The organism is Enterococcus sp. DIV1090 (assembly GCF_050537975.1).
Classification (GTDB): domain Bacteria; phylum Bacillota; class Bacilli; order Lactobacillales; family Enterococcaceae; genus Enterococcus; species Enterococcus faecalis.
Window position 1 is genome coordinate 2,221,331 of record NZ_CP172917.1, and the last position, 23,669, is coordinate 2,244,999.

At 34.4% G+C, this 23,669-nt stretch carries 26 protein-coding genes; 1 reads left to right on the plus strand and 25 read right to left on the minus strand.

Going from position 1 to position 23,669, the window contains the following annotated elements; translation table 11 throughout:
- Positions 1 to 43 precede the first annotated feature (43 nt).
- The 14 genes from IGL48_RS10700 to IGL48_RS10765 all read right to left on the minus strand — a co-directional run bounded on the left by IGL48_RS10700 (position 44) and on the right by IGL48_RS10765 (position 12,168).
- A complete protein-coding gene (locus tag IGL48_RS10700) occupies positions 44 to 727 on the minus strand; it encodes a TVP38/TMEM64 family protein (protein WP_002384132.1) in 684 nt (227 codons plus the stop codon).
- 282 nt (positions 728 to 1,009) lie between these two features.
- Complete coding sequence (locus tag IGL48_RS10705; RefSeq protein ID WP_002368871.1) at positions 1,010 to 1,324, minus strand: hypothetical protein; 315 nt, start codon at positions 1,322 to 1,324, stop codon at positions 1,010 to 1,012.
- A 624-nt stretch (positions 1,325 to 1,948) separates the two neighbouring features.
- Positions 1,949 to 2,503: a 6-phospho-3-hexuloisomerase gene (hxlB, locus tag IGL48_RS10710; RefSeq protein WP_010815223.1), complete on the minus strand. Its 555-nt coding sequence runs from the start codon at positions 2,501 to 2,503 to the stop codon at positions 1,949 to 1,951.
- Between the two features lie 16 nt (positions 2,504 to 2,519).
- Positions 2,520 to 3,272 carry an SDR family NAD(P)-dependent oxidoreductase gene (locus tag IGL48_RS10715; RefSeq protein WP_002368869.1) on the minus strand — a complete coding sequence of 251 codons (753 nt, stop codon included), beginning with the start codon at positions 3,270 to 3,272 and terminating at the stop codon, positions 2,520 to 2,522.
- Positions 3,273 to 3,351: 79 nt separating this feature from the next.
- Complete coding sequence (gene rpe, locus IGL48_RS10720; RefSeq protein WP_002384128.1) at positions 3,352 to 3,996, minus strand: ribulose-phosphate 3-epimerase; 645 nt, start codon at positions 3,994 to 3,996, stop codon at positions 3,352 to 3,354.
- 36 nt (positions 3,997 to 4,032) lie between these two features.
- Positions 4,033 to 5,283, minus strand: a complete 1,251-nt coding sequence (locus IGL48_RS10725; RefSeq protein ID WP_002384126.1) for a PTS transporter subunit IIC — start codon at positions 5,281 to 5,283, stop codon at positions 4,033 to 4,035.
- A 165-nt stretch (positions 5,284 to 5,448) separates the two neighbouring features.
- The gene (locus tag IGL48_RS10730) at positions 5,449 to 5,745 is read right to left on the minus strand and encodes a PTS sugar transporter subunit IIB (protein ID WP_002368863.1); all 297 of its coding nucleotides are present in this window, start codon (positions 5,743 to 5,745) and stop codon (positions 5,449 to 5,451) included.
- Positions 5,746 to 5,764: 19 nt separating this feature from the next.
- Positions 5,765 to 6,232, minus strand: a complete 468-nt coding sequence (locus IGL48_RS10735) for a PTS sugar transporter subunit IIA (protein ID WP_002384125.1) — start codon at positions 6,230 to 6,232, stop codon at positions 5,765 to 5,767.
- A 203-nt stretch (positions 6,233 to 6,435) separates the two neighbouring features.
- Entirely contained in the window at positions 6,436 to 8,493 is a 2,058-nt protein-coding gene (locus IGL48_RS10740; protein WP_010824831.1) for a BglG family transcription antiterminator, read from the minus strand.
- A gap of 350 nt (positions 8,494 to 8,843) precedes the next feature.
- Entirely contained in the window at positions 8,844 to 9,383 is a 540-nt protein-coding gene (gene hxlB / locus IGL48_RS10745) for a 6-phospho-3-hexuloisomerase (protein WP_010815225.1), read from the minus strand.
- 77 nt (positions 9,384 to 9,460) lie between these two features.
- Positions 9,461 to 9,916, minus strand: a complete 456-nt coding sequence (locus tag IGL48_RS10750; protein WP_002368859.1) for a PTS sugar transporter subunit IIA — start codon at positions 9,914 to 9,916, stop codon at positions 9,461 to 9,463.
- Positions 9,917 to 9,925: 9 nt separating this feature from the next.
- Complete coding sequence (locus tag IGL48_RS10755) at positions 9,926 to 10,216, minus strand: PTS sugar transporter subunit IIB (protein ID WP_002384122.1); 291 nt, start codon at positions 10,214 to 10,216, stop codon at positions 9,926 to 9,928.
- 36 nt (positions 10,217 to 10,252) lie between these two features.
- Complete coding sequence (locus IGL48_RS10760) at positions 10,253 to 11,617, minus strand: PTS galactitol transporter subunit IIC (RefSeq protein ID WP_048949457.1); 1,365 nt, start codon at positions 11,615 to 11,617, stop codon at positions 10,253 to 10,255.
- Positions 11,618 to 11,649: 32 nt separating this feature from the next.
- Positions 11,650 to 12,168, minus strand: coding sequence for an RpiB/LacA/LacB family sugar-phosphate isomerase (locus IGL48_RS10765; RefSeq protein WP_002368856.1), 519 nt, complete (start codon positions 12,166 to 12,168; stop codon positions 11,650 to 11,652).
- A 217-nt stretch (positions 12,169 to 12,385) separates the two neighbouring features.
- On the opposite strand from IGL48_RS10765, the gene IGL48_RS10770 reads away from it, so the two are divergent.
- On the plus strand, positions 12,386 to 13,141 hold the full coding sequence (locus IGL48_RS10770) for a DeoR/GlpR family DNA-binding transcription regulator (RefSeq protein WP_002368855.1): 756 nt from the start codon (positions 12,386 to 12,388) through the stop codon (positions 13,139 to 13,141).
- A gap of 145 nt (positions 13,142 to 13,286) precedes the next feature.
- On the opposite strand, the gene hxlB (IGL48_RS10775) is transcribed toward IGL48_RS10770, so the two are convergent.
- From hxlB (IGL48_RS10775) to IGL48_RS10825, 11 genes are all read right to left on the minus strand, one after another.
- Complete coding sequence (hxlB, locus tag IGL48_RS10775) at positions 13,287 to 13,841, minus strand: 6-phospho-3-hexuloisomerase (RefSeq protein WP_010824833.1); 555 nt, start codon at positions 13,839 to 13,841, stop codon at positions 13,287 to 13,289.
- A gap of 10 nt (positions 13,842 to 13,851) precedes the next feature.
- Positions 13,852 to 14,520: a ribulose-phosphate 3-epimerase gene (gene rpe / locus IGL48_RS10780; RefSeq protein WP_002368853.1), complete on the minus strand. Its 669-nt coding sequence runs from the start codon at positions 14,518 to 14,520 to the stop codon at positions 13,852 to 13,854.
- Positions 14,521 to 14,525: 5 nt separating this feature from the next.
- Positions 14,526 to 15,038 (minus strand): YjbQ family protein, encoded by a 513-nt coding sequence (locus IGL48_RS10785; RefSeq protein WP_002368852.1) that lies wholly within the window; start codon positions 15,036 to 15,038, stop codon positions 14,526 to 14,528.
- Positions 15,039 to 15,326: a PTS sugar transporter subunit IIB gene (locus IGL48_RS10790; RefSeq protein ID WP_002368851.1), complete on the minus strand. Its 288-nt coding sequence runs from the start codon at positions 15,324 to 15,326 to the stop codon at positions 15,039 to 15,041.
- Between the two features lie 19 nt (positions 15,327 to 15,345).
- On the minus strand, positions 15,346 to 16,701 hold the full coding sequence (locus IGL48_RS10795) for a PTS galactitol transporter subunit IIC (RefSeq protein WP_002384120.1): 1,356 nt from the start codon (positions 16,699 to 16,701) through the stop codon (positions 15,346 to 15,348).
- A gap of 21 nt (positions 16,702 to 16,722) precedes the next feature.
- Positions 16,723 to 17,178 (minus strand): PTS sugar transporter subunit IIA, encoded by a 456-nt coding sequence (locus IGL48_RS10800; protein WP_002384119.1) that lies wholly within the window; start codon positions 17,176 to 17,178, stop codon positions 16,723 to 16,725.
- 1 nt (position 17,179) lies between these two features.
- Positions 17,180 to 19,123, minus strand: coding sequence for a BglG family transcription antiterminator (locus IGL48_RS10805; RefSeq protein WP_002384118.1), 1,944 nt, complete (start codon positions 19,121 to 19,123; stop codon positions 17,180 to 17,182).
- Positions 19,124 to 19,718: 595 nt separating this feature from the next.
- On the minus strand, positions 19,719 to 20,573 hold the full coding sequence (locus IGL48_RS10810) for a lysozyme family protein (protein ID WP_002384115.1): 855 nt from the start codon (positions 20,571 to 20,573) through the stop codon (positions 19,719 to 19,721).
- Between the two features lie 365 nt (positions 20,574 to 20,938).
- The gene (locus IGL48_RS10815) at positions 20,939 to 22,012 is read right to left on the minus strand and encodes an ABC transporter substrate-binding protein (RefSeq protein ID WP_002384113.1); all 1,074 of its coding nucleotides are present in this window, start codon (positions 22,010 to 22,012) and stop codon (positions 20,939 to 20,941) included.
- Positions 22,009 to 22,845: an ABC transporter permease gene (locus IGL48_RS10820; RefSeq protein WP_002356512.1), complete on the minus strand. Its 837-nt coding sequence runs from the start codon at positions 22,843 to 22,845 to the stop codon at positions 22,009 to 22,011. Before IGL48_RS10820 ends, IGL48_RS10815 begins: the two co-directional genes overlap by 4 nt.
- Positions 22,845 to 23,651 carry an ABC transporter permease gene (locus IGL48_RS10825; RefSeq protein ID WP_002356510.1) on the minus strand — a complete coding sequence of 269 codons (807 nt, stop codon included), beginning with the start codon at positions 23,649 to 23,651 and terminating at the stop codon, positions 22,845 to 22,847. The genes IGL48_RS10820 and IGL48_RS10825 overlap by 1 nt, the downstream gene beginning before the upstream one ends.
- Positions 23,652 to 23,669 lie beyond the last annotated feature (18 nt).

A 23,669-nucleotide genomic window follows, 5' to 3' on the forward strand; every position in this document is an offset into this window, starting at 1 on the left:
AAATTTAACAGGATTTATTGTTCAAATGCACAAAAAACCGTTCTTAAAGAACAGTTTTTTGAAATCTTTTTCTATCTTTCTCAATAATGACCACCAATCCAACGAACAAAAGAACACTCACAATTAACAATACTGCCGTTTTATTATATCCATGAAATAGCGCTTCGCCTCCACATGCGTAAAGTATTGAGGAAGGAATTACACCAATGAATATAGCGGCTATTAAATTTTTTAATGGCAACTGCATAGTATCTGCAGCAAAATTAATCACAGAAGAAGGAATAATTGGAATCATGTAGCCCACCATAATCCCAATTTTTGGATGCTTCATCCGTCGAATGGACTGGACCCAATGATTGGTCTCCGTTTTTCTATCTAAAAATTTTATATGATGCATCAAAAAGATTGCAACTAAATTTCCCAAACTATTCCCTAAAACATTAATGAGTGTGCCGCTGAAGGGACCAAAACTCAATCCTGCAATCACACCAATTACCGAGGTTGGAATCCCTGGTACTGCACACATGATCGCGGTCAAAAAAACTAACAATAGCGCTGCTGAAAAACCATGTGAACGAATTCGCTCTAATAATTGTGTCTTACTAGCTTTAGGATTCAAAAATAATTGAATATCTGTTTGATATTCTAGATACAAACGGTAACCCACCAGCAGGATTAAAATAAACCCGCTACTGATTAGTAGTATTCGAATTGTTTTCCTCTTCATTTTCTTTGCTCCTTTTATGCTTTATACAAAGTGTAGCACAGGTTTCTTCGTGCCTCAATTAGAAGCTTGTATGAATAAAAGCCGCCCCTAAAAGTTAGACTAAAAATCTAGCTTTTAGGGGCGATTCGAAAGTTATGAAGGTACTTTTTTTATTTCCGATACATCTTAAACAGGAAATAACGGGTAACAATAGTTGAGGTAGCAGCTTTCTTAAAAGCATTGGTAGAAAATTGGAAAACTCAGAACAATTGGTTTACTTTCACTATTTTGAAATTCCTTTATTTAGATTATCCTGTCCAGAATATCGACAACTTGACTATCAGACTTCACATATAGATGCCCATATGTTCCCAAAGTAATCTGTATATTCGCATGTCCTAATCTTTCTTGAATCAGTTGAGTACACTCGAACTTATTTTCAAAAATTTCTTCTGGAGTAAATCCTTTTTCAGCATGCCGCAACTTTCCTGTTTGTTCACGTTGATTAAATTCTGTAGATTCGTGAGAAAATATTTTCCTTTGACTTTTATAAAAAGTATCTTCTTGACGTTTTAAGGTAACAGTAACATAACGAATAAAAATATAGGTAAGATCCATTTCTGTCTTTATATCGTAAACATCTCCTACAATTTAGACAGACGGTATTGCCAATAACCATGATAAGCACGCTCAATTGGTAAAGACCTCTCTTTTAGCATTTTGGGTAAAATATTGCAAGTCAGGTTTTTATAAGAAATGAATAACTCGTATTCTGTAATCAGTTTTTTAATAATTGCTGATTACTTAGATGTACTGGACTCTGCTTTAAAATAGCTAAAATATTTTTTGATGTACGATCAATAGGAAGATGTTCTCTTTTTGAAACCTAAAATAAATAATAACTTCACATTTCATTCAGACTTTATTAAGTGTGCTGCACTTATTTCGTAAATTCCATCACAGGGAATTATACAAAGAGGTATTTTTTTATTTTCATATAAACTAATCAAATGGATCTTTCTGAATAGTAAATACAAAAAAGTGCAAAAAGATTTTAAGCTTCCTACACTTTTAAAACTATTCAAAATATTATATCTTGTATGTTTCTAAAAATTTTTCTTTACTCCATTCTTTTTCTTCTTTATCTTCTTCATAAGCTCTCATCACAACTATAAACACCGTAGCCATTATAAACACTCTCCCATTCAGTAATACTTTTTACTAACACTTAAAAATGAGAAACTATTCAAAATCAGCATGCCTTTTAAACATGGTTTCTGAAGTCTCCCCCAGTTCATCCATTAAGTTTAAAACCATTCCATCAAAGGTCAAAAAAGCCAATTGTTCAAACGCAGACCCCATTGGTTGAGCAAAAGAGGCTGTTTCTCGATCATTTTCTTCTTTCGTAGTACCTGGTAAAACAAGTACTACGTCAGCTAATTGACCAATCGTTGACTCTTTTTTCATCGTGACCAAGGCTAAATCAATACCACTTTGTTTCGCTTTTTCTGCCAAGCTTTTCAAACTACCAGTCTCTCCTGATCCAGAACAGATAATTAATAAATCTCCTGGTTTGGAGTGAGGAGAACTGATCTCTCCAACAATACTAACTGAAAAGCCAATATGCATTAATCGATTGGCAAACGCTCGAATCGCAATTCCTGAGCGACCTGCACCATTCAAAAAAATATGATTTGCTTGTTTAATTTGTTCAACAAAATGAGCAATCTCATTTGTATCTATCCTTTGTCCATTTTGAGTGAGTTCAGCTAAAATATCTAGTGTGTAGTTTTTCATAGGGTTCTCGTCTCCTTTAGGCAATCGTTCTTCCACCATCCATTAGAATGGTTTGTCCTTGAATATAGGAATTAGCTGGATCTGCTAAAAATATTGCTAAATTGGCAACATCTTCAATGGTTCCAAAACGTCGAACTGGAATTTTATTGATAACTGCATCTAAACTTTCTTGGGTTGGATAATTTACGCGCATCATTTCACCTGTATCAATTAGACGAGGAGCGATAGCATTAACATTAACCCCTTTAGGTCCAAGTTCTTTTGCTAATCCACGTATTAACCCTTCCCCACCAGCCTTAGACGCTGGGTATGATACACCACCGCCAGTTCCACTTAAAGCTGATCCTGAACTGATATAAACAATTGAACCCTGATTATCTAAAAAGTCATTATAAAATGCTTTTACTGTATTAAATAGCCCGGTTAAATTGATGCTTAATGTTTTGTTCCATTCTTCGAAAGAAATATCATTTACTTTGTTTGCAAAAGCTACTCCAGCATTTAAGACAAGAAAATCAATACGGCCAAATTCTTTGAACACTTTTTCGCGAGCTTCTGTCAAAGCAGCTGGATCTGAAACATCCGCTTGAACAAATAACGATTTTACATATTTATTTGTAATTTCTTCTGCTGTTTTTGTTCCTGTTTCTGGATTATAATCCACGATTACTGTATTTGCTCCGGCTGCTGCAAACTTTTCTGCAATTCCTTTACCTATTCCATGTGCTGCCCCAGTTACTAATGCGACTTTCCCTTCAAAGTTTCCCATTACGGATTCTCCTCTTTCCATTGATTTAGTTTTGATGCTGATTCTCACTAATTAACTAGTGAGAATCACATCTTTATTTTCACTTGACTGCTTCTTTTAATAATTGATATTGTGCTTGTTTATCACCTGAGAATAATGCTCCGCCAACAACAATCAGTTCTGCTCCGGCTTTCACACACTTTTCTGCAATTTCTTTATTGACTCCACCATCTACTTCAATGTCAATTTTGCGATCCCCAATAAGTTGTTTCGTATTACGGATTTTTTCTAAACTTTTTGGGATGAAAGTTTGACCTGGTTGACCTGGATTAATCGTCATAATCAAAATATAGTCAATGTCATCCAGTAAATATTCCAACACGACTTCTGAGGTTCCCGGATTAATTACAACACCTGCTTTACGTCCAGCTTGACGAATTTTTTGCAAAATAGAATGGATATGTGGTGTTGATTCATAGTGCACAGAAATCATTTCTGCTCCCGTTGCAAGAACATCATCAATATGATCTTTCGGATGTTTGACCATCATATGAACATCAAAAATCATTGTAGAATTTTTTTTCATTTCGGCAATCTGATTGGGACCAAATGCAATATTAGAAACGAAATTTCCGTCCATTAAATCCACATGTAAAATTTGTGTATTTTCTTCCTCTAAAAAATTGATATCATCTTGAAGGTGCATAATATCTGCACCAAAAATTGAAGGTAAGATTTGTGCCATTTTTATTTCCGCCTCTTTCTTTTTTACTAATTATTCTTAAAAAATAGTTGAAAGCCAGTAAGTAAGGATACTCCATGGACCTGTTAACACAAAGTCTGTTCCTTGCCCTTTCAGACCAACTCCAGCACCATTTAACATCTCTGTTGCACCTGGTGCTACATAACCACCTAAGTACATGACAATTACACAGAAAAGAACAGTTGTTAGTATTGAGCGCAACAAATTTCCTTTGCTTGCCATAACCGTCATCACAGACATGTAGATTACAGACATTAAAATACCAATTGGGAATGTTTTAACTCCCGGTAACGCTAACGCACAAAGCATCACCAACGGAATAGAGATAACTGTTGTTGTCGTCGTCGTTGGATCGCCTAGTCCTAAAGCTACATCCATCCCAATATTCAAATCTGCGTCTTCGCCCATTTGTTTGGTCATGAAATCTTTCGCTGCTTTACCAATTGGTGATAGCCCATCCATTAATACGCCTACTACACGAGGCATTAAGACCATTACACCGGCAACCCCCATCCCCATAGGAATAATTGTAGTAATATCTTGTCTTGTTAACAAACCTAAAAGCACCCCAACAATCGTTCCAATGATTACAGGTTCACCTAATACACCAATTCGTTTATTTACACGTTCCAAGCTAATATCTAATTTGTTTAGCCCTGGAATGAAGTCAATCAATTTGTTCATCGCCCAAGCAACAATTAGTGTCCAGCCTGTATGAATAATCGTGGTACAAGTCGTTCCTTCTAAGCCATAGTATTCTTGCCACATAGGTGCAACCCAATCTCCGACAAACAAAGCAAGAACAGATAAAATAACGGTTACAGCCAAACCGATAAAGAAATTATCAAAAATGAAGTAAGCCAGTGCACCTGGTACTAGAAAATGCATGTAATTCCAGATATCAACATTCAATGTTTTTGTTAGTTTCAAACGTACTAAAATCAAATTAAGTACAAGACCAATTGGAATAGCTAAACCAGCGAATGGTGCCATCCAAGAAGCCGCTCCTACTGCTGGCCAGCCAATATCTGCAATTGTGAAGCCAGTTCCCATTTCTGAATAATAATCGACTGCTGGTGACAATGAATCATTCAACAAGCCAACAACTAATGTCAAACCGATAAAACCTACTCCAACCGTTAACCCAGCTTTGATTGCATCCCCCAATTTCATTCGGAAAACTAACCCTAAAATAGTAATAATAATTGGTAAAATTGCTGAAGCACCCATGCCAGTGATGGTCTGTACAATATTAACTAGTGTATCCATTCTTTTTTCTCCTTTATAGTGAAATACAAGACTGTTGGGACATCTAATCACCGATTCATTTCTCAATTAAACATCGACACTTTTTTTATGATTATGGTAAAATGAACTCAGCTTTACTTTTGTATGCCGTTCCGCTTTGTTTTCGAGGCAAAAGCGGAACGTTTTTTATGCGTTTTGAATTTCTTTTAGTTTCTCTAATAACGTATGTTTAAGCTTGTCTTCATTAATTCCAGTAACAAATCCCATGATACTCATCAACGGTACATCTAAATTTCCTTTGAAATTATTCGTAGTCAACACGATATCTGCATTTTTGCTCATTGATGGTAATTCTGTCATGCTACATTTGTTCAAACTAATGTGAATCCCATGTTCTTTACATAATGCTTTGACTTCATCTGCTGCTATGGTGGATGTGGCAACTCCACTTCCACAAGCTACTAAAATATTTACTTTCTTCATCTCTTTTTCCTCCTAAAATTTATTTTTCAACAGCAATTGCTGAAATTTCCTTCATCACTTCTTCCGATGTTTTTGCAGCCTTTATTCTATTTACAAATGTTTCTTGTTGAATCACACCTATGACCTGTTTCAAAATTTGAAGGTGTTGCGTGCCATCGTTTAAACCTAAAACAAAAAATAAAGCAACATCAATTTCTTCCTCTGCATCTTCCATTTTCTTCATTTTAATGGGTTGTTGGAGTGTAACCACTGAGATAAATGATTGCTTAATGTATTCTGGATTCCCGTGAGGAATGGCAACTGTGTGTGTGCCCAAATCTAGACCAGTTGGATAATTTTCTTCTCTTTCAACAATAAAGTCATAAAATCCTTCATTGATGTAGCCTCTTTCTTGGAAGATTTCTGATAACTGTCTAAATAAGTCGTTTCTATTCGAAATATCTAAGTTGAGAAGAATTAATTCTTCTTTGACATATTCTTTTAACATGAATAACGCTCCTTTTCATTTTTTAGTGAGTGGCTAACTCCTTGACTAAAGAATAAACGCTTTCAAAGCAAATAGCTATTTCCTTTTTTCACAAAGAATGTAACTATTTAAGAACCAATTGTGATGAACGAAAAAGAAGCAAGGAAATTAAGCATTCCTTGCTTCTTTTTCAGAGAACCGCTAATAATTAAATAAAAAATGTCCTAAGAATTTTTATCATTAGTTGAAAAATTTCGTATTGCTTTACTTATTTCATTTACATCTTCTAACTTAACTAATTCTTCAATGAATTCGGCATCATTTGCCATTCGATTGATATGATATAAAATTGGTAGGTGACTGGTTTTATCTGGCGTTGTTAATAAGGCAACTACATGGATTTTTTTCCCATGATAAGTAATCCCTTGTTTTAAAACGGTAATAAACACACCCAACTTCTGATCAACAATCGCTGGATCAAGATGGGGTAGTAGAATACGCTGCCGTAACATAATATAGGAAGGTTGATCAAGGTATTCTTGCAGCAAAAGCTCATTATAGTCTGAGGAAATAATTTTTTGATTAACCAATGCCTGACTGGATTGATTAAGAATACTTTCCCACGAAAGCCGATCTTCTGCTAATACAATATTCTCATTTTTAATCATTTGCAGAAGATCACCCTTAGAACTGTTTTCAGTAATAGTATTTGATTTCTGTTCACTCAGTAATAACGAATTTAAATCCTCTTTCAATTTTGTTTCCAGCTTTTCATCCAACGAAACATACTGTTTCAAAACACTTATTATATCTGTCGCTCGAATACTGTCAAAATCTAAATGGAAGATATCCTTAATGACATCCTGACGTAGTTTCAATTGATCACTGTTAGTCAGAATTTCATTCATTACATAAACTTTTTTTTCTGACTTAACTGGCACAGTGGAAAACACGATATCATGAGGCAGCATAAATTTCTTGTACTCACGTATTGAGTTTGTTGGATAAAAAAGAAATTCTGGGAAAATTTCCTTTAATTTTTGCTCAATCAATTTTGACATAGAAATGCCATTCGGACACAAAATCACCGCCTTAATTATTTTCTCTTCCAAATCATTGTGATCATTACTAATCAAATGTCCACCCACAAATAGCGTAATATAGGCAATTTCTTCATCTGAAATCTCAGTTTGGAAAAATCTTTCCAACGGGGAAATAGATTGACATACAAAATTGTGTAATACATTGTATTCTGATCGAATTTTATCATACAGAACATTTCCTGTTGAAAGATCATACTTAATTCGATAATATGCTGGCTTAAAATGGTTTAATAACTTTATCAGTAAATCTTTTTTATCAGACAACACCAACAATGTGTTCACTTCAAACTCTGTTAGAAACTCCCAAAGTGAATTGGCTAATAGAGGTAAATCTTTTTTCGCGACCATCCCTTTATTACGAACATTTGAACTTAGTAGCTGTAAAGAGATAAAGACTTTTTCATCTTCAGGTAAGTCAGGAAAATCTGTAGTAATATAAGAGAGAGACTGATATTCTTTTGTGTGTTCAATTTCCTCTCTTTCCTGAATACGACTACTGTCGATCATTTGTCCTCGTTCTATTCTTACAAATATTGAGGAAATGAAGTAAAGTAAAGGATAAAAATCTTCATCTGTATATTTCACACCCAAAAATTTTTCAATTTTTAGAACATCATTTTTAACACTATCCAGATATTTTTGAGAACTCTCCAATAGTTGAACAGTGACATTATCACCATAGTTTTTATAAATCTCAATAATCGAATGAAATAAGGCGATCCGTTTATCCCATTCTTCTCCTACTATCACATACCCCTTTTTACGTGAAAATTCTATTTCAAGATGGTATTTCAGCAATAAAGTTTTCGCTTTCTTAATATCTGCTAAAGCAGTATTTTTACTGATTTGAAGTTCAATACAAAAATGGTCTAGGGACAACTCTTCAACCCTAGTTAAAATCATAATCAACAGTAAATGGACTCTGTCTTCTTTCGAAAATATGATATCTTGAACAGACTGATGAATCGTTAAATAATCAGCCGATTCATTCTTTGCATAGTAGTAGCCATTTCTTCTTTCAATCAATGGTAATCGTTTTTCTGATAGTTTTTCATTGATTGCTTCTATACTATAAGCTAATTGTCTGGAAGATAATTCAAGTTCGTTAAGTAACTCCGCTTCTTTTAAACTTCGATGTTTGATTAATTGTCGAAGGATTTCTTGATCACGAGCACTCATTTTAACACAACCCCCTTTACAAAAATAATAAGCGCTTTCAGTCGGATTATCTATTCTTTTCAGTCCAAAAAATGTATTTTTCTTCATTTCAATTGTGATAATCAAATAAAATTGGAAAAATCATTAATATAGTAAGCTAACTCTTAACTAATAAAAACAAACACTAGATCAAAAACAGTCAATTATTCCAAAGTAATACGCTAATATCCTAATTAAGATTGTTATGCTAGATATATTTAAGACGACAAGTAAGCATTCAAATGTTTTCAAATCAAAAAAGCCACTTACAAAAGAAATAATGAAAAACAACTTCTTTTCATATTATCTTTTGGCAAATAGCTTTTTTCACCCTATTCTAAATCAGCATGACGCGTTTTCATCGTTTGATTTGTTTCTCCTGTTTTTTCCATTAAATTTAAGATGATACTATCATATAAAAATAAACTAGTCTGTTCAAATAAAGACCCCATTGGTTGAAGAGCTTCATCCTTAGACTGTTTTGACTGTGTTGGAATAATCACTACTTGATCAGCAATTTCTCCTAGTGTAGATGATGAATTTGTTGTAAACAATCCGATTACAACGCCATTATCCTTTGCAATTTTTGCTTGATTAACAAGACTAGTTGTTTCTCCAGAACCTGAGCCAATTAGGAATAAATCACCTGATTTAGTATGTGGTGAACTAATTTCTCCGACTAAGCTTACTGAATACCCTAAATGCAATAATCGATTGGCAAATGCTCGAATCATCAAACCTGATCTACCTGCACCTGCTAAAAAAATATGATTTGCACCCTGAATAGCTTTTGTCATCCGATCCACTTGTTGATCAGATATTTCATTTCCTATCGTCAAAACTTCATCAATAATCTCATTAAAAAACTTCATTTTTTTCCTCCTAAAATCGTGTATATTTTCATATTTCACTAAATGAAAGACGGATGGAAAATACCATCCGTCTGATTTTATTCAGCTAATTTAGTCAGTAAATATTTTTGAACAGTATCAGTTTCTTCATTTTTACATGTATCTACAAACTCTTCATCTTGGAATAAGCCAATAAGTTTTCGCAAAATACCAATGTGTTGATTTCCAGAGGCTAAGGCTAAATTGAAAACCAAAGAACAACCCACTTTCAAATCTTTGTCTTCCATTCTTCCGAATTCGACTGTGTTCTTGATTCTTACCACACTGATACTGTCTTTATTTACTAAATCAGAGTTTCCGTGAGGAATAGCAATTCCATCTCCATTAGCTAGTAACAATCCTGTCGGGAAGTCAATTTCTCTTTCAATACAAGCGTCAATATACTTAGCATCAATATTCCCTTTTTCGACAAGCTTTTCTCCAGCTGTTCTAATTGCTTCTTGATAAGTTGTAATCGTATCTTGTCCATTACTTACAATAACATCAATTGCCATCTTCTATCCCTACTTTGTGATTTCTTCTTTTACAGCATCAAAAATTTCATCTTCACCTATACCTGTAAGTAAGCCAGCACCAACAATCACTTTTGTTGTCACATCAGGATTATCAATTTTTGTAGATGAAACAACTAAATCATAGCTATTATATTTATCAGCATTACAATCCATAAGAGATGATTTTTGTACATCAACTCCACTAATCCCTTGTTCTTTTAAATAGTCTTCTAATACAGAGACCATAATTGATGATGATGCAATTCCATTTCCGCATACTACTAAAATCTTTTTGTTCATGATAAAACCTCGCTATCTATTTTTTTTTTTACTATACTACACTGTTGCATCATTTTGAAGCTGAGAGCGTTCTTTCTTTTTCAACAAGTATCCTACTGAAATTAAGATCGCTCCAATCAAGATAAAACCAATTAAACCAATATGACTTGCAGCTGCAAACAATCCAGTAAATGGATTTGCTGAAGGGTTAAGTGAAGAATACATCACATTTTTTTGTGCACCTGCACCAAATTTTTGGAATAACTCGTTTGTTGCTGGCGTCATCCATGAAGCAATGTATAATCCACCACCAAACAAGATAACTGATGATAACCAAGTACGAATAATATTTCCCTTAAATACTGGTACCATACATGCAATAAAGAACACAAACTGTGATAAGTCTTCCAAAGGCATTACTCTATTTCCAGGAAGAATAACCGCTAAAATAACCATTGCAGGAATTAATAGTAGAGCTGAAGAAATAACTGATGGGTTTCCTACAATTAGAGCTGTATCCATCCCTACAGTAATGTCACGATCTGGGAATCGTTTCACTAATTTTTTGCGTGCTGCATTTGAAAGTGGAACAAGACCTTCCATCATAATAGAAGTCATTTTCGGCAATAACAACATAACTGCAGCCAAGTACATTCCTAATTGTACACTTGAAATAATCGTTTGATATGGACTTGTCCAATCATACCCAAACAAACCTAAAAGTGTACCTAACAGAAATCCGACAATTGTTGGATCACCTAAAACACCAAATCTTTTTTGAATCGTTTCAGCCGTTACATTTAATTTCCTAAAACCAGGTATACGATCGAAAATCCAGTTAAATGGATAAGCAAATAATAAGTAAGTGTTGGCTACTGGGTGAGAAATTGATACGCCTTGAGGTAAACCAAAAAACTTCTCATTGTTTTTCGCACCCAAGTCAGCCGCAATTAACGCCCAAACATGGAACAAACCGGCAGTTAAAACCCCATATAGAAAATTACCAGAGTATACAGCAACAATCGCTCCCATTGAAGCATTTTGGTGAAGGTTGAAAACATCAACATTGACACAGTCTGTGATCTTCAACACAAGCAACAACAAGTTAATTCCTACACATAAAGGAATAATAATGGCACCCATACTAGAACCAAATCCCATAACGGCCGTTGCCGCACCACCAACATCAATTGCATCTAAAGAAGATCCTGTTTTTCCAGCTAAACCAGTGATAGCGGGTTCCATCTTTTCCAACATAAACCCAATAACCATTGATAAAGCAATAAAACCAATTCCCACCTTCATCGCTGATTGAATTGCTTCAGCAAGCGGACGTCCCAAAGCTACCATAAATACAAGAAAAATCAGTGGAATAAAAATAAAATTGCCTAAATCATTAATAAATTGTGTGATAAATTCCATTTTTTCGCTAGTTGACTAGCTTCCCCCCTTTTTTAATCCGGTCTAAATCCCATATTCCAAGCTACATGATCTGGTTTTTTTAGAAGTAAATTATCATTTTTTTCTGCTTCTAATAAATTGTTTTTTGAATTTTCTCTTGCAGTTGAAAATTCAAAAGGTTCATCATACCATGCATCAATAATCTGCTTCATGTATTCTAATCCATTTACACGCAAACCTAAACCTATGATTTGTACATTATTACTTAATCTTGCTCTTTTTGCAGAATAAGGATTTGTAACAGCTGTTGCTCGAATTCCCCAATGTTTATTGGCTTGACAAGTAAAACCAATTCCAGTTCCACAAATGTATATTCCTAAACGACAAACATCTTTTTGGATCAATACAGACATTTCATCTGCTAACTTAGCAAAAGTATTGACTCCATCCTCTGGTACCTGTACTGGATCATAGACAACATCAGCATTTTTCTCTTCAATCAAGTATTTCTTTATCGCCTCCTTTGTTTCAAAACCTAAGTCATCACATGCAATTGCAATTTTGGTTTTCATTTAAAATCTCCTTTCTGAATCCGTTTACTTTAACTACACTCTTATAATACAATTGGTTTTAATTGGTGTCAATAGTTTTTAGTTGGTTTTTTCAATTTTGGAATCGCTTGAAATCAACTATAAAATAAATAAAAACAATATTAATTAGTTTTTGGTTGTTTTCACTAGGCTTTATGGTATTCTTTATGTAAGATGATTTGTTAATGAGGTGAAGTAAATGTTATTGATGGCAGAAAGAAGAGATTTGATACTACAGGAATTAATTAAAGAAGGCAGTGTTTATGTAAGTGAATTAGCAAAAAAATATTCTGTAACCTACGAAACAATTCGTAAAGATCTTACTTATTTAGAAAACAAAGGGCTTCTTATGAAAAGCCACGGAGGAGCTACGCTAAAACAAAATGCCATTGAGCATTCTTTTCAAGTACGTGAGAAAGAAAATGCTCATTATAAGAAACTGGTTGCACAGAAAGCTCTTGAACTTATTCCTGATAATAGTTCAATTGTAATAGGAACCGGAAGTACTACATTGGAACTTGCCATTCTTTTATCTATGAAGTCTGGATATAAGATTTTTACTGATTCACTACCAGTTGCAAGTTTACTTATAAGTTCAAAAAATCAAGTATTTCTTTTTGGTGGAGAATTACGTGAACCTAGTTCTTCAGTATTTGGAGGTTGGACCATTTCTCAAATTAATCAAATTCAAGTAGACTTATGTTTTCTTGGAACTGATGGCTTTAGTAATGTTGATGGTCCCACTAGCCCGTCGTCTTCAGATGTATTTGTAGACCAAGCGATTATTTCCCACGCTGAAAAACGCTACATCTTGGGTGATTATACAAAATTTGATCGAAAAAGCCTATACAAAATTTGCGACTGGTCAGAGATTACTGCTTTAATTACAAACAAAGAAGCGGATCTCGAAAAAATTAGAAAAATCGAAACAATGACTCATGTAATTACTTGTTAAATTTTTAATATAGACATGAAAGACAAAGTCAAATCGTTAATAGTAGGTATACAAAAAAGTCTAACAATTTTGCTAGACTTTTTTTGTATGATTTTATACTTTTACTTTGATTTTTATGCTTCAGTAATCACTTTTTAGTAATTGGCTATTCAAAATCTGCATGTCGATTAAACATTTTTTCTGAGGTTTCTTCCATTTCATCCATTAAATTTAAAATTATACTATCAAAAGTCAGAAAGGCTAATTGTTCAAAAGCTGAACCCATTGGCTGTTTAAATTCTTTTGAATGATGCACATTTTCATTCTTAGTTGTACCTGGTAGCACTATAATTGAAGAAGCTAACTTACCAATTGTAGAATCACCTTTCATGGTGATCAAACCAATCGTAACGTCACTTTCCACGGCTTTCTTAGCTAAAGATTTTAAGCTTTCTGTTTCTCCTGATCCAGAACAGATGATCAAAAGGTCACCAGGTTGTGAATGAGGTGAGCTTATTTCACCAACAAGACTTACCTTAAATCCCAGATGCATCAATCGATTGGCAAACGCTTGAATTGCAATACCTGACCGACCAGCGCCTGAGAGAAAAATGTGTTTGGCTTTTTTAATCTCTTCTAGAAAAATTAAAATTTGTTCCATTTCAATTTTTTCAGCGTTTTGTGTCAGTTCATTAAGGATTTTCAAAACATAATTTTCCAAATTTTTCCTCCTAGACTTCCGCTAAAGCAGTTTTCAAATTCGTAATCATTTCAACTTCTTTGTTTTCTTCACCAAAAATGTATCCTCCTGATACAAACATATCTGTTCCAGCATTGGCACAAAGTTTGATTGTTTCATTATCGATTTTACCATCCACTTCAATTAAATAGTGATAATCATTTGATTCTCTCAATTGACTAAGTTCAGCGATTTTATTTACAGTTAAAGGAATAAAATCCCTATTAGGTCGACCCGGATTAATGGTCATTACTAATACTAGATCAACTTCAGCTAAAATTGGTGCTATCAATGACACAGGAGTTGCAGGATTGATTGCAACGCCTATTTTCTTTTTTTGTTCCTTGACCATTTGAATAATGTGCATACCATTATTGGTAGCTTCTGCATGATACGTAATAGAGTCAGCTCCAGCCTCAAGGAAAGCAGGTACAATTTTTTCTGGTGTTTCGACCATCAAATGGACATCCAGTAAGATGTCGGTGATTTCTTTTAATTCTTTAACAATACTGGGTCCTGACGCCATGTCAGGCACAAAATATCCATCCATCACATCCACATGTAGCCACTTTATTTCTTCTATCTCCAAGGTTTCAAGGGTCTTCTCTAAACGACTGATTTTAGAACTAAATAATGAAGGTGCTAAAATATATTCTTTCATAAAATTTATTCCCCCATGATTATCACATTAATTGTACGATCTCGTTCACGAAGACGATCCCAATCAACGAAATACACTCTACCGAGCGATCCGATTTGCAATTCTCCATCTTTTAAGATGAGTGATTGAGAATTGGTTCCATAAATAGATGCTTTCAGATGGGCATCTGTATTTAACATCACCCATTTTTCAGCTGGATAATTAGGATCGCTTAATGAAGTCCCGAAAGCAATATGTTCTGGACCTGGACTATGATATTGTCCTTCGGTTGTCATAACCGGAGCGATTTTTTCCATGGTTTCATTAATATCTACATGTAGAAAATCGTCTCCAAAATAATTCACATCATGCATAGTTTCCTCATAGAAAAATGAACAAGTTGTATGTGGGGTGGTAATGATCATCACGCCATCTGCCAAACCAGAATCTAAAGCAATACGAACCAAGTCTTCACGTAAATCATGGTACGAAGCACGACCTTCTATTGTATGCAGTTTGATTGTGTCATGTTTGATCATCTATTTCAATTCCAATCGTGTTTTTACATCTTCAAATATTTTGTCTGCTCCGATCCCAGTTAACAAGCCTAGACCATTGATCACCTTATCTTTGACTGAATCTGGAACAATCGTCGTGCTAACAACCGCATCGTAATCATCCATTTTATTCAGTTCGTCCGCAATCTTAGATTGATATATTTTGACCTGATCCGTATAGTTTTCTGCTTCTAACCACTTGTTGATTTTTGATACCGCAATAGTTGAGGTTGCGTGGCCCGCGCCACAAATTACTAATAGTTTTTTCATGAATTTCCCTACTTTCTTTTTATTGAACTTCTTGTATATTTTCTACTTTTTTCCCTTTGATTTTGTTAAAGTAAAACATTCCTGCTAAAATCACAATTCCTAAAAGAATAATCCCAAAGATACCTAACTTTTGAGCTAATAAAACAACTAAACCTGCTGGCCACAAGCCACTTAATAACATTGTAACTAGTCCTGAAGTTCCTACATCAAAGTTTGCCATTTGGAAGAGTTCTGTCACAATAGGCGCTAACCATGTAGATAAATAAAATGTCATCACTAAGTACAGTGAGCAACCGACTAAAGAACGAACAATATTTCCTTTAAAATAAGGAATCATTAAGCAAATCGCAAATGTGAAAAATGCTAAATCACCAAAAGGTAACACTTGATTTCCAGGCAAAATTACTGCAAGTAACAACGAGATAGGTACCAACAGTAGCGATGTAGACATTACTGTTGGATGCCCAACGGTAAGTGCTGCATCCATTCCAATATTTACCACACGACCATTTAATTTTTTATCTGTAAATTCTTTAGCTGCCTCAGCGATTGGCAACAGCCCTTCCATAAACATTGCAACCATTTTTGGCATTATTTTCATAACTGCAGCTGTTTGCATACCAAGCAACCCGATACCTGCTGCATCATATCCTGCTAAAAATCCAACAACGATACCAATCAACAATCCAATTACAACGGTATCACCAAAAATCCCAAATTTTTTCGTCAAACTTTCAGCATCTGCATCAATTTTGTTAAACCCTGGAATTCGATCAAAAATCCAGTTCATAGGTTTAGCAAACAATACTCCAGACAATGCCATCATATGTGTAATTGCAATCCCAGGATAACCGAAGAATTCACTTACTTCTTTTTGTGCTGCATCCGCTAAGAACCATTGTAAAAGAACTGCAACAATTGCTCCAATTATCCCAAACCAAAAGTTTCCAGTTACCGTTTGAACTAGCATACCTAAAAAAATTGGGAACCAGAAATTCCAAATATCAACATTCAATGTTTTCGTCCAACCAAGCATCACTAAAATAAAATTCAAAATTAATGAGATAGGGATCATCAAAATTCCCAAAGAGGTTGAAAAGGCCAATGGTCCACCAACTCCTACTCCAATATCCAAAACATTTAGAGAAGTTCCAAATTTTTCACCCATTTGCTGAATAGCACTACCCAAACCGCCCGATAATAAATCTAATACTAATCCTAATCCAATATTCCCAATACCAACAGTGACCCCAGATATAAATGCTTTACTAGGCTTTAACCCGAAGAATAGTCCAATGATAAAAATAATTACTGGTAAAAAAACTGTTGATCCTAATCCAATAAACCACTGAATACCATCCATAATAACATCCATTTGTTTTTTCCTCCTTGACTTCTAATAAACCCCAGAATCATTTAGCAATTTGATAAAATCTTCTTTTGATGATAATTCTCGTAGCCTCTTAACTTTCTCATCATCAGTAAACAATGCCATTAAGTTTTGCAGGGTCTCTACTTGTTCATGAGGGACTGCCATCGCCAGCATGAATACTAAATTAACTTCGATGTTGTGACTTTTATCCGTCATATCTTGGAAAATTACTGGTTCATCCAATGAAGCAAAACAAATTTGTGACTTATTAACATTCACTGAATCTGTATGAGGAATCGCAAAACCGATACCATTGAATTCCAAACCAGTCGGATACTCTGCTTCTCTTGTTGTGATGCCATCTAAAAAACTTGATTTGACGCATCCAGATAAATAAAGTTTTTCATACATTTTTTCGAATAATTGTGTTTGATCGTCAGGTTTGATATGAAACAAACAAAGTTCTTGATCAAAAAACATTTTAGTTTCCTCCAGTACTAAAAATTTGTAGCATTTGCACAGAATCGTTGACTTTCACAAGCGCATCAACTTTCTTTTTCTCATCAATAAATTGATAGAGTTCTTCGACAACTTCGCGAATCTCTTGTAAGTCTTCTTCACTGAGATTTACCATAATAATCAATTTGACCGTGCGATCTCCCCAATTAATCGATTTCTTAAGTGATACAATATAAATATGAGACTTAAGAATCGTCGTTGGATCTGCATGAGGTAATGCAACACCACTTTCCAAATTGGTATTCCCAATATCCTCTCTCTCAAAAACCGATTTCCGAAATGTAGGCAATACTAGTTTTCTTTTTTCTAGTTCATCTATCATGCTATTTAAACAATCAGCTTTATCAGAAAAAAGATTTTGCAAGCTAATAAGTTTAAGATTGACATATTTACTCAACACATCTACTTCAAAATTTCTATCTAATGAATCAGATAGTCCAAAAGGTGCTCCTTGAATGAGATACTTTGTATATGCCTCCATGATCTTGATATAGTCTTGATTACTAACTAAAGGTGTAACTTTTACAAAAGGAGTTTTTGACTGTGGAATATCAATCGAGCTGATAATCAAGTCAATATTTTCTTTGTCACTTTTATTAAATCTCTCCAATGTCGATATCTCCACATTATCATGGGCTGGAATGAACTTACGAACCTTTGAATAGATAAATTGAGCTGAAGACATTCCATATTGACAAATAATGACAATATTGCTTGCTTTGGATTGACGATCCAAGGCAATTTGGAAATGGATCAAAATAAACGAAATCTCGTCATCATTTAAAATCACATTATACTGTTGTTCCACAATAACTAATGCATACCAAACAATACTGAAAAGCTCAGAATATTGGTCACGAATATTCTCCAATAAAGGATTTTCAATGTGAATCCCACGTTTTAAACGAAGAATCATAGCAGGTATATGATATAATAGTGAATTGAAAAGGTGCTCATCCTGAGTCAGATCAATTTTTTCAATTTTACTCATTCTAGAAATCAAACGGTACACTAAATCTACATATTTTTCATCACTAGCTTTCACTTCAGTAGTAACTCGATGGGCAAAAAGTTGACGAGATAAATAGTCTTTATCAGCTTCACTAAAATTCAGAACAGTCTCTTGAGATAATCGTTCAGACATGTCATTAGCAACCACAAACGTTTCCATATATCGTATACTACTAAATAGGTAATCATCCTCTCCTTCAACATGATACCCCATTTGAATACGACGGCATTGAACCAAGAGAGTTGTCAAAAGTGATTCCATATAATAGTCAGAAACCTTCTCAGTGAGTTCTCTAAAATTCTTGTGTAGAATTTTTGATACGATATCCACTAATTGTTTCTCAAAAAAGTGGTATAATTTTGCATTGACAGATTTTTCTTCTATCAAATTTGAAAAATGTGTTACTAGCTGCTTAATTGCTAGCTGAATCTCATTCTCTGCCCCCTGACTAGTCAATCCATCATTATTTGATATTATTTCAATCCCATTCGATACAATGATTTCATTTATAATTTTTAAATCGTTATAAAGTGAGGTCTTACTGACTAAATATTGCTCAGCAAGAGATTCTAATGTCGGATTATCCTCTTCAAAAAATACACTTTGAATAATTTTGACTCGTCTATTTACAGGTGACAGCTGGTCTTGCGAAAGCTCACTTTCTAGCTCTTTTAAAAAGTTGCTTTTTGCACTATGTTCACCTGACAAGTGGATACCTAAAGAAGGTAACCTTTCTATTTCAACAGAATAAGGTTGAATGAAAAGTCTAAGTGTTTCTAAATCTTGAAATACGGTTTTAGTTGAGACAGACAATTTTTTACTATAGAAAGAAGCAGGTAAAAATTTATCATGTTCAATTAGCAAGCGCGCAAGTTTTATTTGCCTTTCGTTCATGGATATCACCTTTCTGTTAGCTAACGTTCTTCTTTACATATCTAAGATAACATGATAAATTAGCCCTAACAATTACATAAGTTTCTTTATCCATTGTGGAAGTGAATTAAAAATTTTCAGTTTAATCTCGCTTACATATCTTTTCTATGTATATGAAGAACACTTAATCAAAAATATTTTATTCTTTGTTTTATGATTTATTTTTAATGTTCAATTTTAAATATTTTTGCTCTTTTGGCAATAAACCAGTTCATTTTCTTTTGGACTTCTTAACTTAAGATAATATATTAGTTGACCATCAAAATTCTACTACATAAATGAATTTTCAAGAGAAAATAAAGAAACTGGTTTCAATCCGAAATCAGTTTCTTTCAACAAGTAGACTAGCCATAACTTTTTTAATCAGATTAACTTTCCAAAAGACAATTGCAGATATCATGCAAAATCAGCAAGGCCATAAAATCTGTTAAAATGATATTTTTCCTTTGAAAATCTTGTCTTCAACTTTATTTCATCTAATACATTCATTTTTTAATGCTCTTTGTTTTAAAGTAGAAAATAGTTATAATCCATAGATTTTTTCAATATAGTAGAGCTAGTTTAGGATTCCATATCCTAAACTATAAGAACTATTCTTTTCATAGCTTCTTCTTGCAATAATATCTCCAGAATTCCCTTCAATCGTATGGACAGTATTATTTTCAAATTTCTCCACAATCCCTACATGATCACTGACACCATCACCATCCCAATCAAAGAAAATAATCGCTCCACTTTTCGGTTCTACACCTCCGCCTTGCCATTGGTTATTCGTTTTAAAATTATTTATTCCTGTTGGACAATAGGCAAAACGTTCCATCTTCAAGTTTGCTTTTTCCGCCACATAAGAAACAAAAGTTGCACACCATTCTACACGACTGTTAAAACCATACCAACGCCAGTATTTTTCGCCACCTTCATGAATGCCGTCTGCTAGCTCATCTGATGCAATTTTCGCAATTTCAGAATTTCCACCAGTGCCAGAATGACTCAAAAATCCTCCTCCGAAATCGTACACCTGCACAATGTTTAAAACTTCATACCCTTGATGCCCTTTCCACATATCCGCAAAATATTTAACCCCAACTTCTATTGATTCATCTGGGTCTGTTATGGAATTTAGTGGTCTGCCTTGGCTTTCGCTACACTGCATAATATCGGGATACTTTTCATAATTTCCACCTGATTCTGCCATAATAATTCCTAATGGATAGGGTACGGCTTCGGGTATCTCATTTTTCACCGCTTCTTTCGTTACCTTTTCTTTCCAGCGAAGTACCGCTTCTGGAAGATTTTGCTCCTCTTCTGTACCAGTAACATTAGTCGATGAACTTTCTCCCCAAATCAATAATAGTATGAAGATAAAAAAGATTCCAAATAAACAAAGCGCTAGATACTTAGATAACTTCATAGACTGATTCCTCACTGATTTCTGATTCCATTAGGTTTCTTGTCTTAGTTCGTCAATTTCCTTTGCTAATTGTCTGGCTTCATCTTGCTCAACAGATGTTGAATGGTAAAGTTGTTTGATTGATAGTATAATTTTTAAACATAAAGCACTCGCTTCCTTTCTGATTTGGTTTGGTCACTTTAATCTTACAGAGATGAGTACTTTTTGTGTACCTTGAAATCAAAAAAAATGGGACAATAATCAGATTTTTTTCTGATTATTGTCCCATTCTCTTTTGGTAGAAAATTGGAAAACTGACAGCTAAAAAGGCAGCTTATTTCGCTCTTCATTCGTTGATTTAACACCATTTCAACTGAGTTTTCACGTTATTTCCGATACATCTTAAACTCCAAGAACAGATCGTTATAAATTCCTAAGTATTCTTGACCTAAATCTTGGTAAACTTCTAAATGTTTGACGGTTTCATCATCTGGATAAAATTGTTTATCTTCAGCAACTTCTTTTGGTAATAGTTTTTTAGCTTCTTTATTTGGTGTGGAATAACCAATATATTCTGCGTTTTGTGCCGCATTTTCTGGTCGTAACATAAAGTTCATAAATGCATAGGCACCCTCTTTATTTTTGGCTGTCTTAGGCATCACAATGTTATCAAACCAGAGATTAGAGCCTTCACTGGGAATCACATAATGTAGATGTTCATTGTTTTCTAGCATTTCAGCAGCTTCACCAGAGAAAGTTACAGCAACTGCACTTTCTTCATTAGCCATGTACATTTTGATTTCATCGGCAACAATTGCTTTGACATTGTTCGTTAATCGGTTTAACTTATCGGTAGCCTGACGTAATTGTTGGTCGTTTTTACTGTTTAACGAATAGCCTAAACTGTTCAAAGATAATCCTAACACTTCGCGAGCGCCATCAATCAGCATGACATTATTTTTTAATTCCGGGCGCCATAAATCATCCCAATGTTGGATCTGACGGCCGTCAATAAATTTATCATTATAAATAATCCCCAACGTGCCCCAGAAGTACGGAACGGAAAACTTATTTTTGGGATCAAAGGATTGATCTAAAAAGCGTGCATCAATGTTTTCTAAGCCTTTTAATTTGCTGTGATCAAGTGGTAAAAGCATCTTCGCTTTCATCATTTTTTGAATCATATATTCAGAAGGAATGGCAATATCATAGGCTGTACCACCTTGCTGAATTTTTGTATACATAGCTTCATTAGAATCAAAGGTTTCGTAATTGACTTTATAACCTGTTTCTCTTTCAAATTTCTTAATCAAGGCCGGATCTATATAGTCCCCCCAATTGTAAATGGTCAAGGTATCTGCTCCTGCCATGCCACTTGCTTTCTCCAATTGGCGCACGCCAAAAAACAAGATGACAATAATAGCGATAATTCCAATAAAAAGTGACTGTAATTTTTTCATTTTAACTTGGCCACCTCACTTTGTTCCCGACGCATTTTCTTTAAACGTTTTGGCGTATTGTCTTTACTGATAAAGTAATAACCGACAACTAGAATCATTGAGAATAGGAATACTAACGCACTTAAGGCATTGATTTCTAAACTAATTCCCTGACGTGCTCGTGAATAAATTTCAACAGATAATGTTGAAAAACCATTGCCTGTCACAAAGAATGTTACGGCAAAATCGTCCAACGAATAAGTAAAGGCCATAAAGTAGCCAGCAATAATTCCTGGCGCTAAAAAAGGCAAAATAATATTTTTAATCACTTGAACATTATTGGCCCCTAAATCCCGTGCCGCATCTACCATAGAATCGTTCATCTCTTGTAGTTTTGGTAAAACCATTAAAACAACAATTGGAATACTAAAGGCAATATGCGACAATAATACACTTGTAAAACCTAAACTGATAAACCCTACTGCCGTGAAGAAAATTAAGAAACTGGCTCCAATAATAACATCTGGTGAAACGAGTAAAATGTTATTAAAGCTAAGCAACGTGTTCCGGTTTTTACGACGTTTTGTATAATAAATCCCCATCGCACCAAATGTTCCAATGATGGTTGCTATTAAAGCCGATAAGAAAGCTAGCAAAAACGTATTCAGAACAATGGTTAACAAGCGTGTGTCTTCGAAAACGTTCCGATAATTATCTAACGTAAAACCAGTAAACTGATTCATCGTTTGCGTGTCGTTAAACGAATAAAAAATCAAATAAAAGATTGGTGCGTACAGTAGCGCAAAGACAACGAATAAATACACATAAGACCATTTAAACTTTTTCTTTTGCATTATTTGCCACGCCCTTTCTTCTTCTCACCCGTCAGCAACATCACAATAAACATGGCAACAATTAAAATCACACCAATTGTTGAACCCATGCCCCAGTTTTGCGTTACTAAGAAGTGTTCCTCAATCGCCGTTCCCAACGTAATCACCCGATTGCCGCCAATTAAACGCGTTAACATAAAGAGCGAGAGCGAAGGAATAAAGACAGCTTGAACGCCACTTTTCACACCGTTTAGGGAGAGAGGAAAAATGACACGGCGGAATGTTTCCGCACTGCTAGCTCCTAAGTCCCGACTAGCACTAATCAATGAAGGATTCATCTCTTCTAAGGCATTAAAAATCGGCATAATCATAAATGGAATTTCAATATACGTTGCGACAAATAAAAAACTGAAATCTGTAAACAGAATCTGGTGCGTACCCAAACCCATAAAACTCATAAACTGATTGATACTCCCATGAATACTGAAAATCCCAATAAAGGCATAAGCTTTTAATAATAAATTCACCCACGTTGGTAAAATAACAAGCATTAACCACAACTGTTTATGCTTGAGCTTTGTCAAAAAATAAGCCGTAGGATAACTTACCAATAACGTAAAAATGGTAATCAGAAAAGCATACCAAACCGAATTAATGGTCATACTTAAATACGTTCCTGATGTAAAATACGTTTGGTAATTCGCCAAAGTAAACTGGCCATTCATATCGAAAAATGATTGATAAATAATCATTAGCACTGGCGCAATGACGAATAAAAGTAACCACATTACATAGGGAATCGAATAAATTCGACGCATTGTTTTCATTTTATTTTCCCCTTTCGT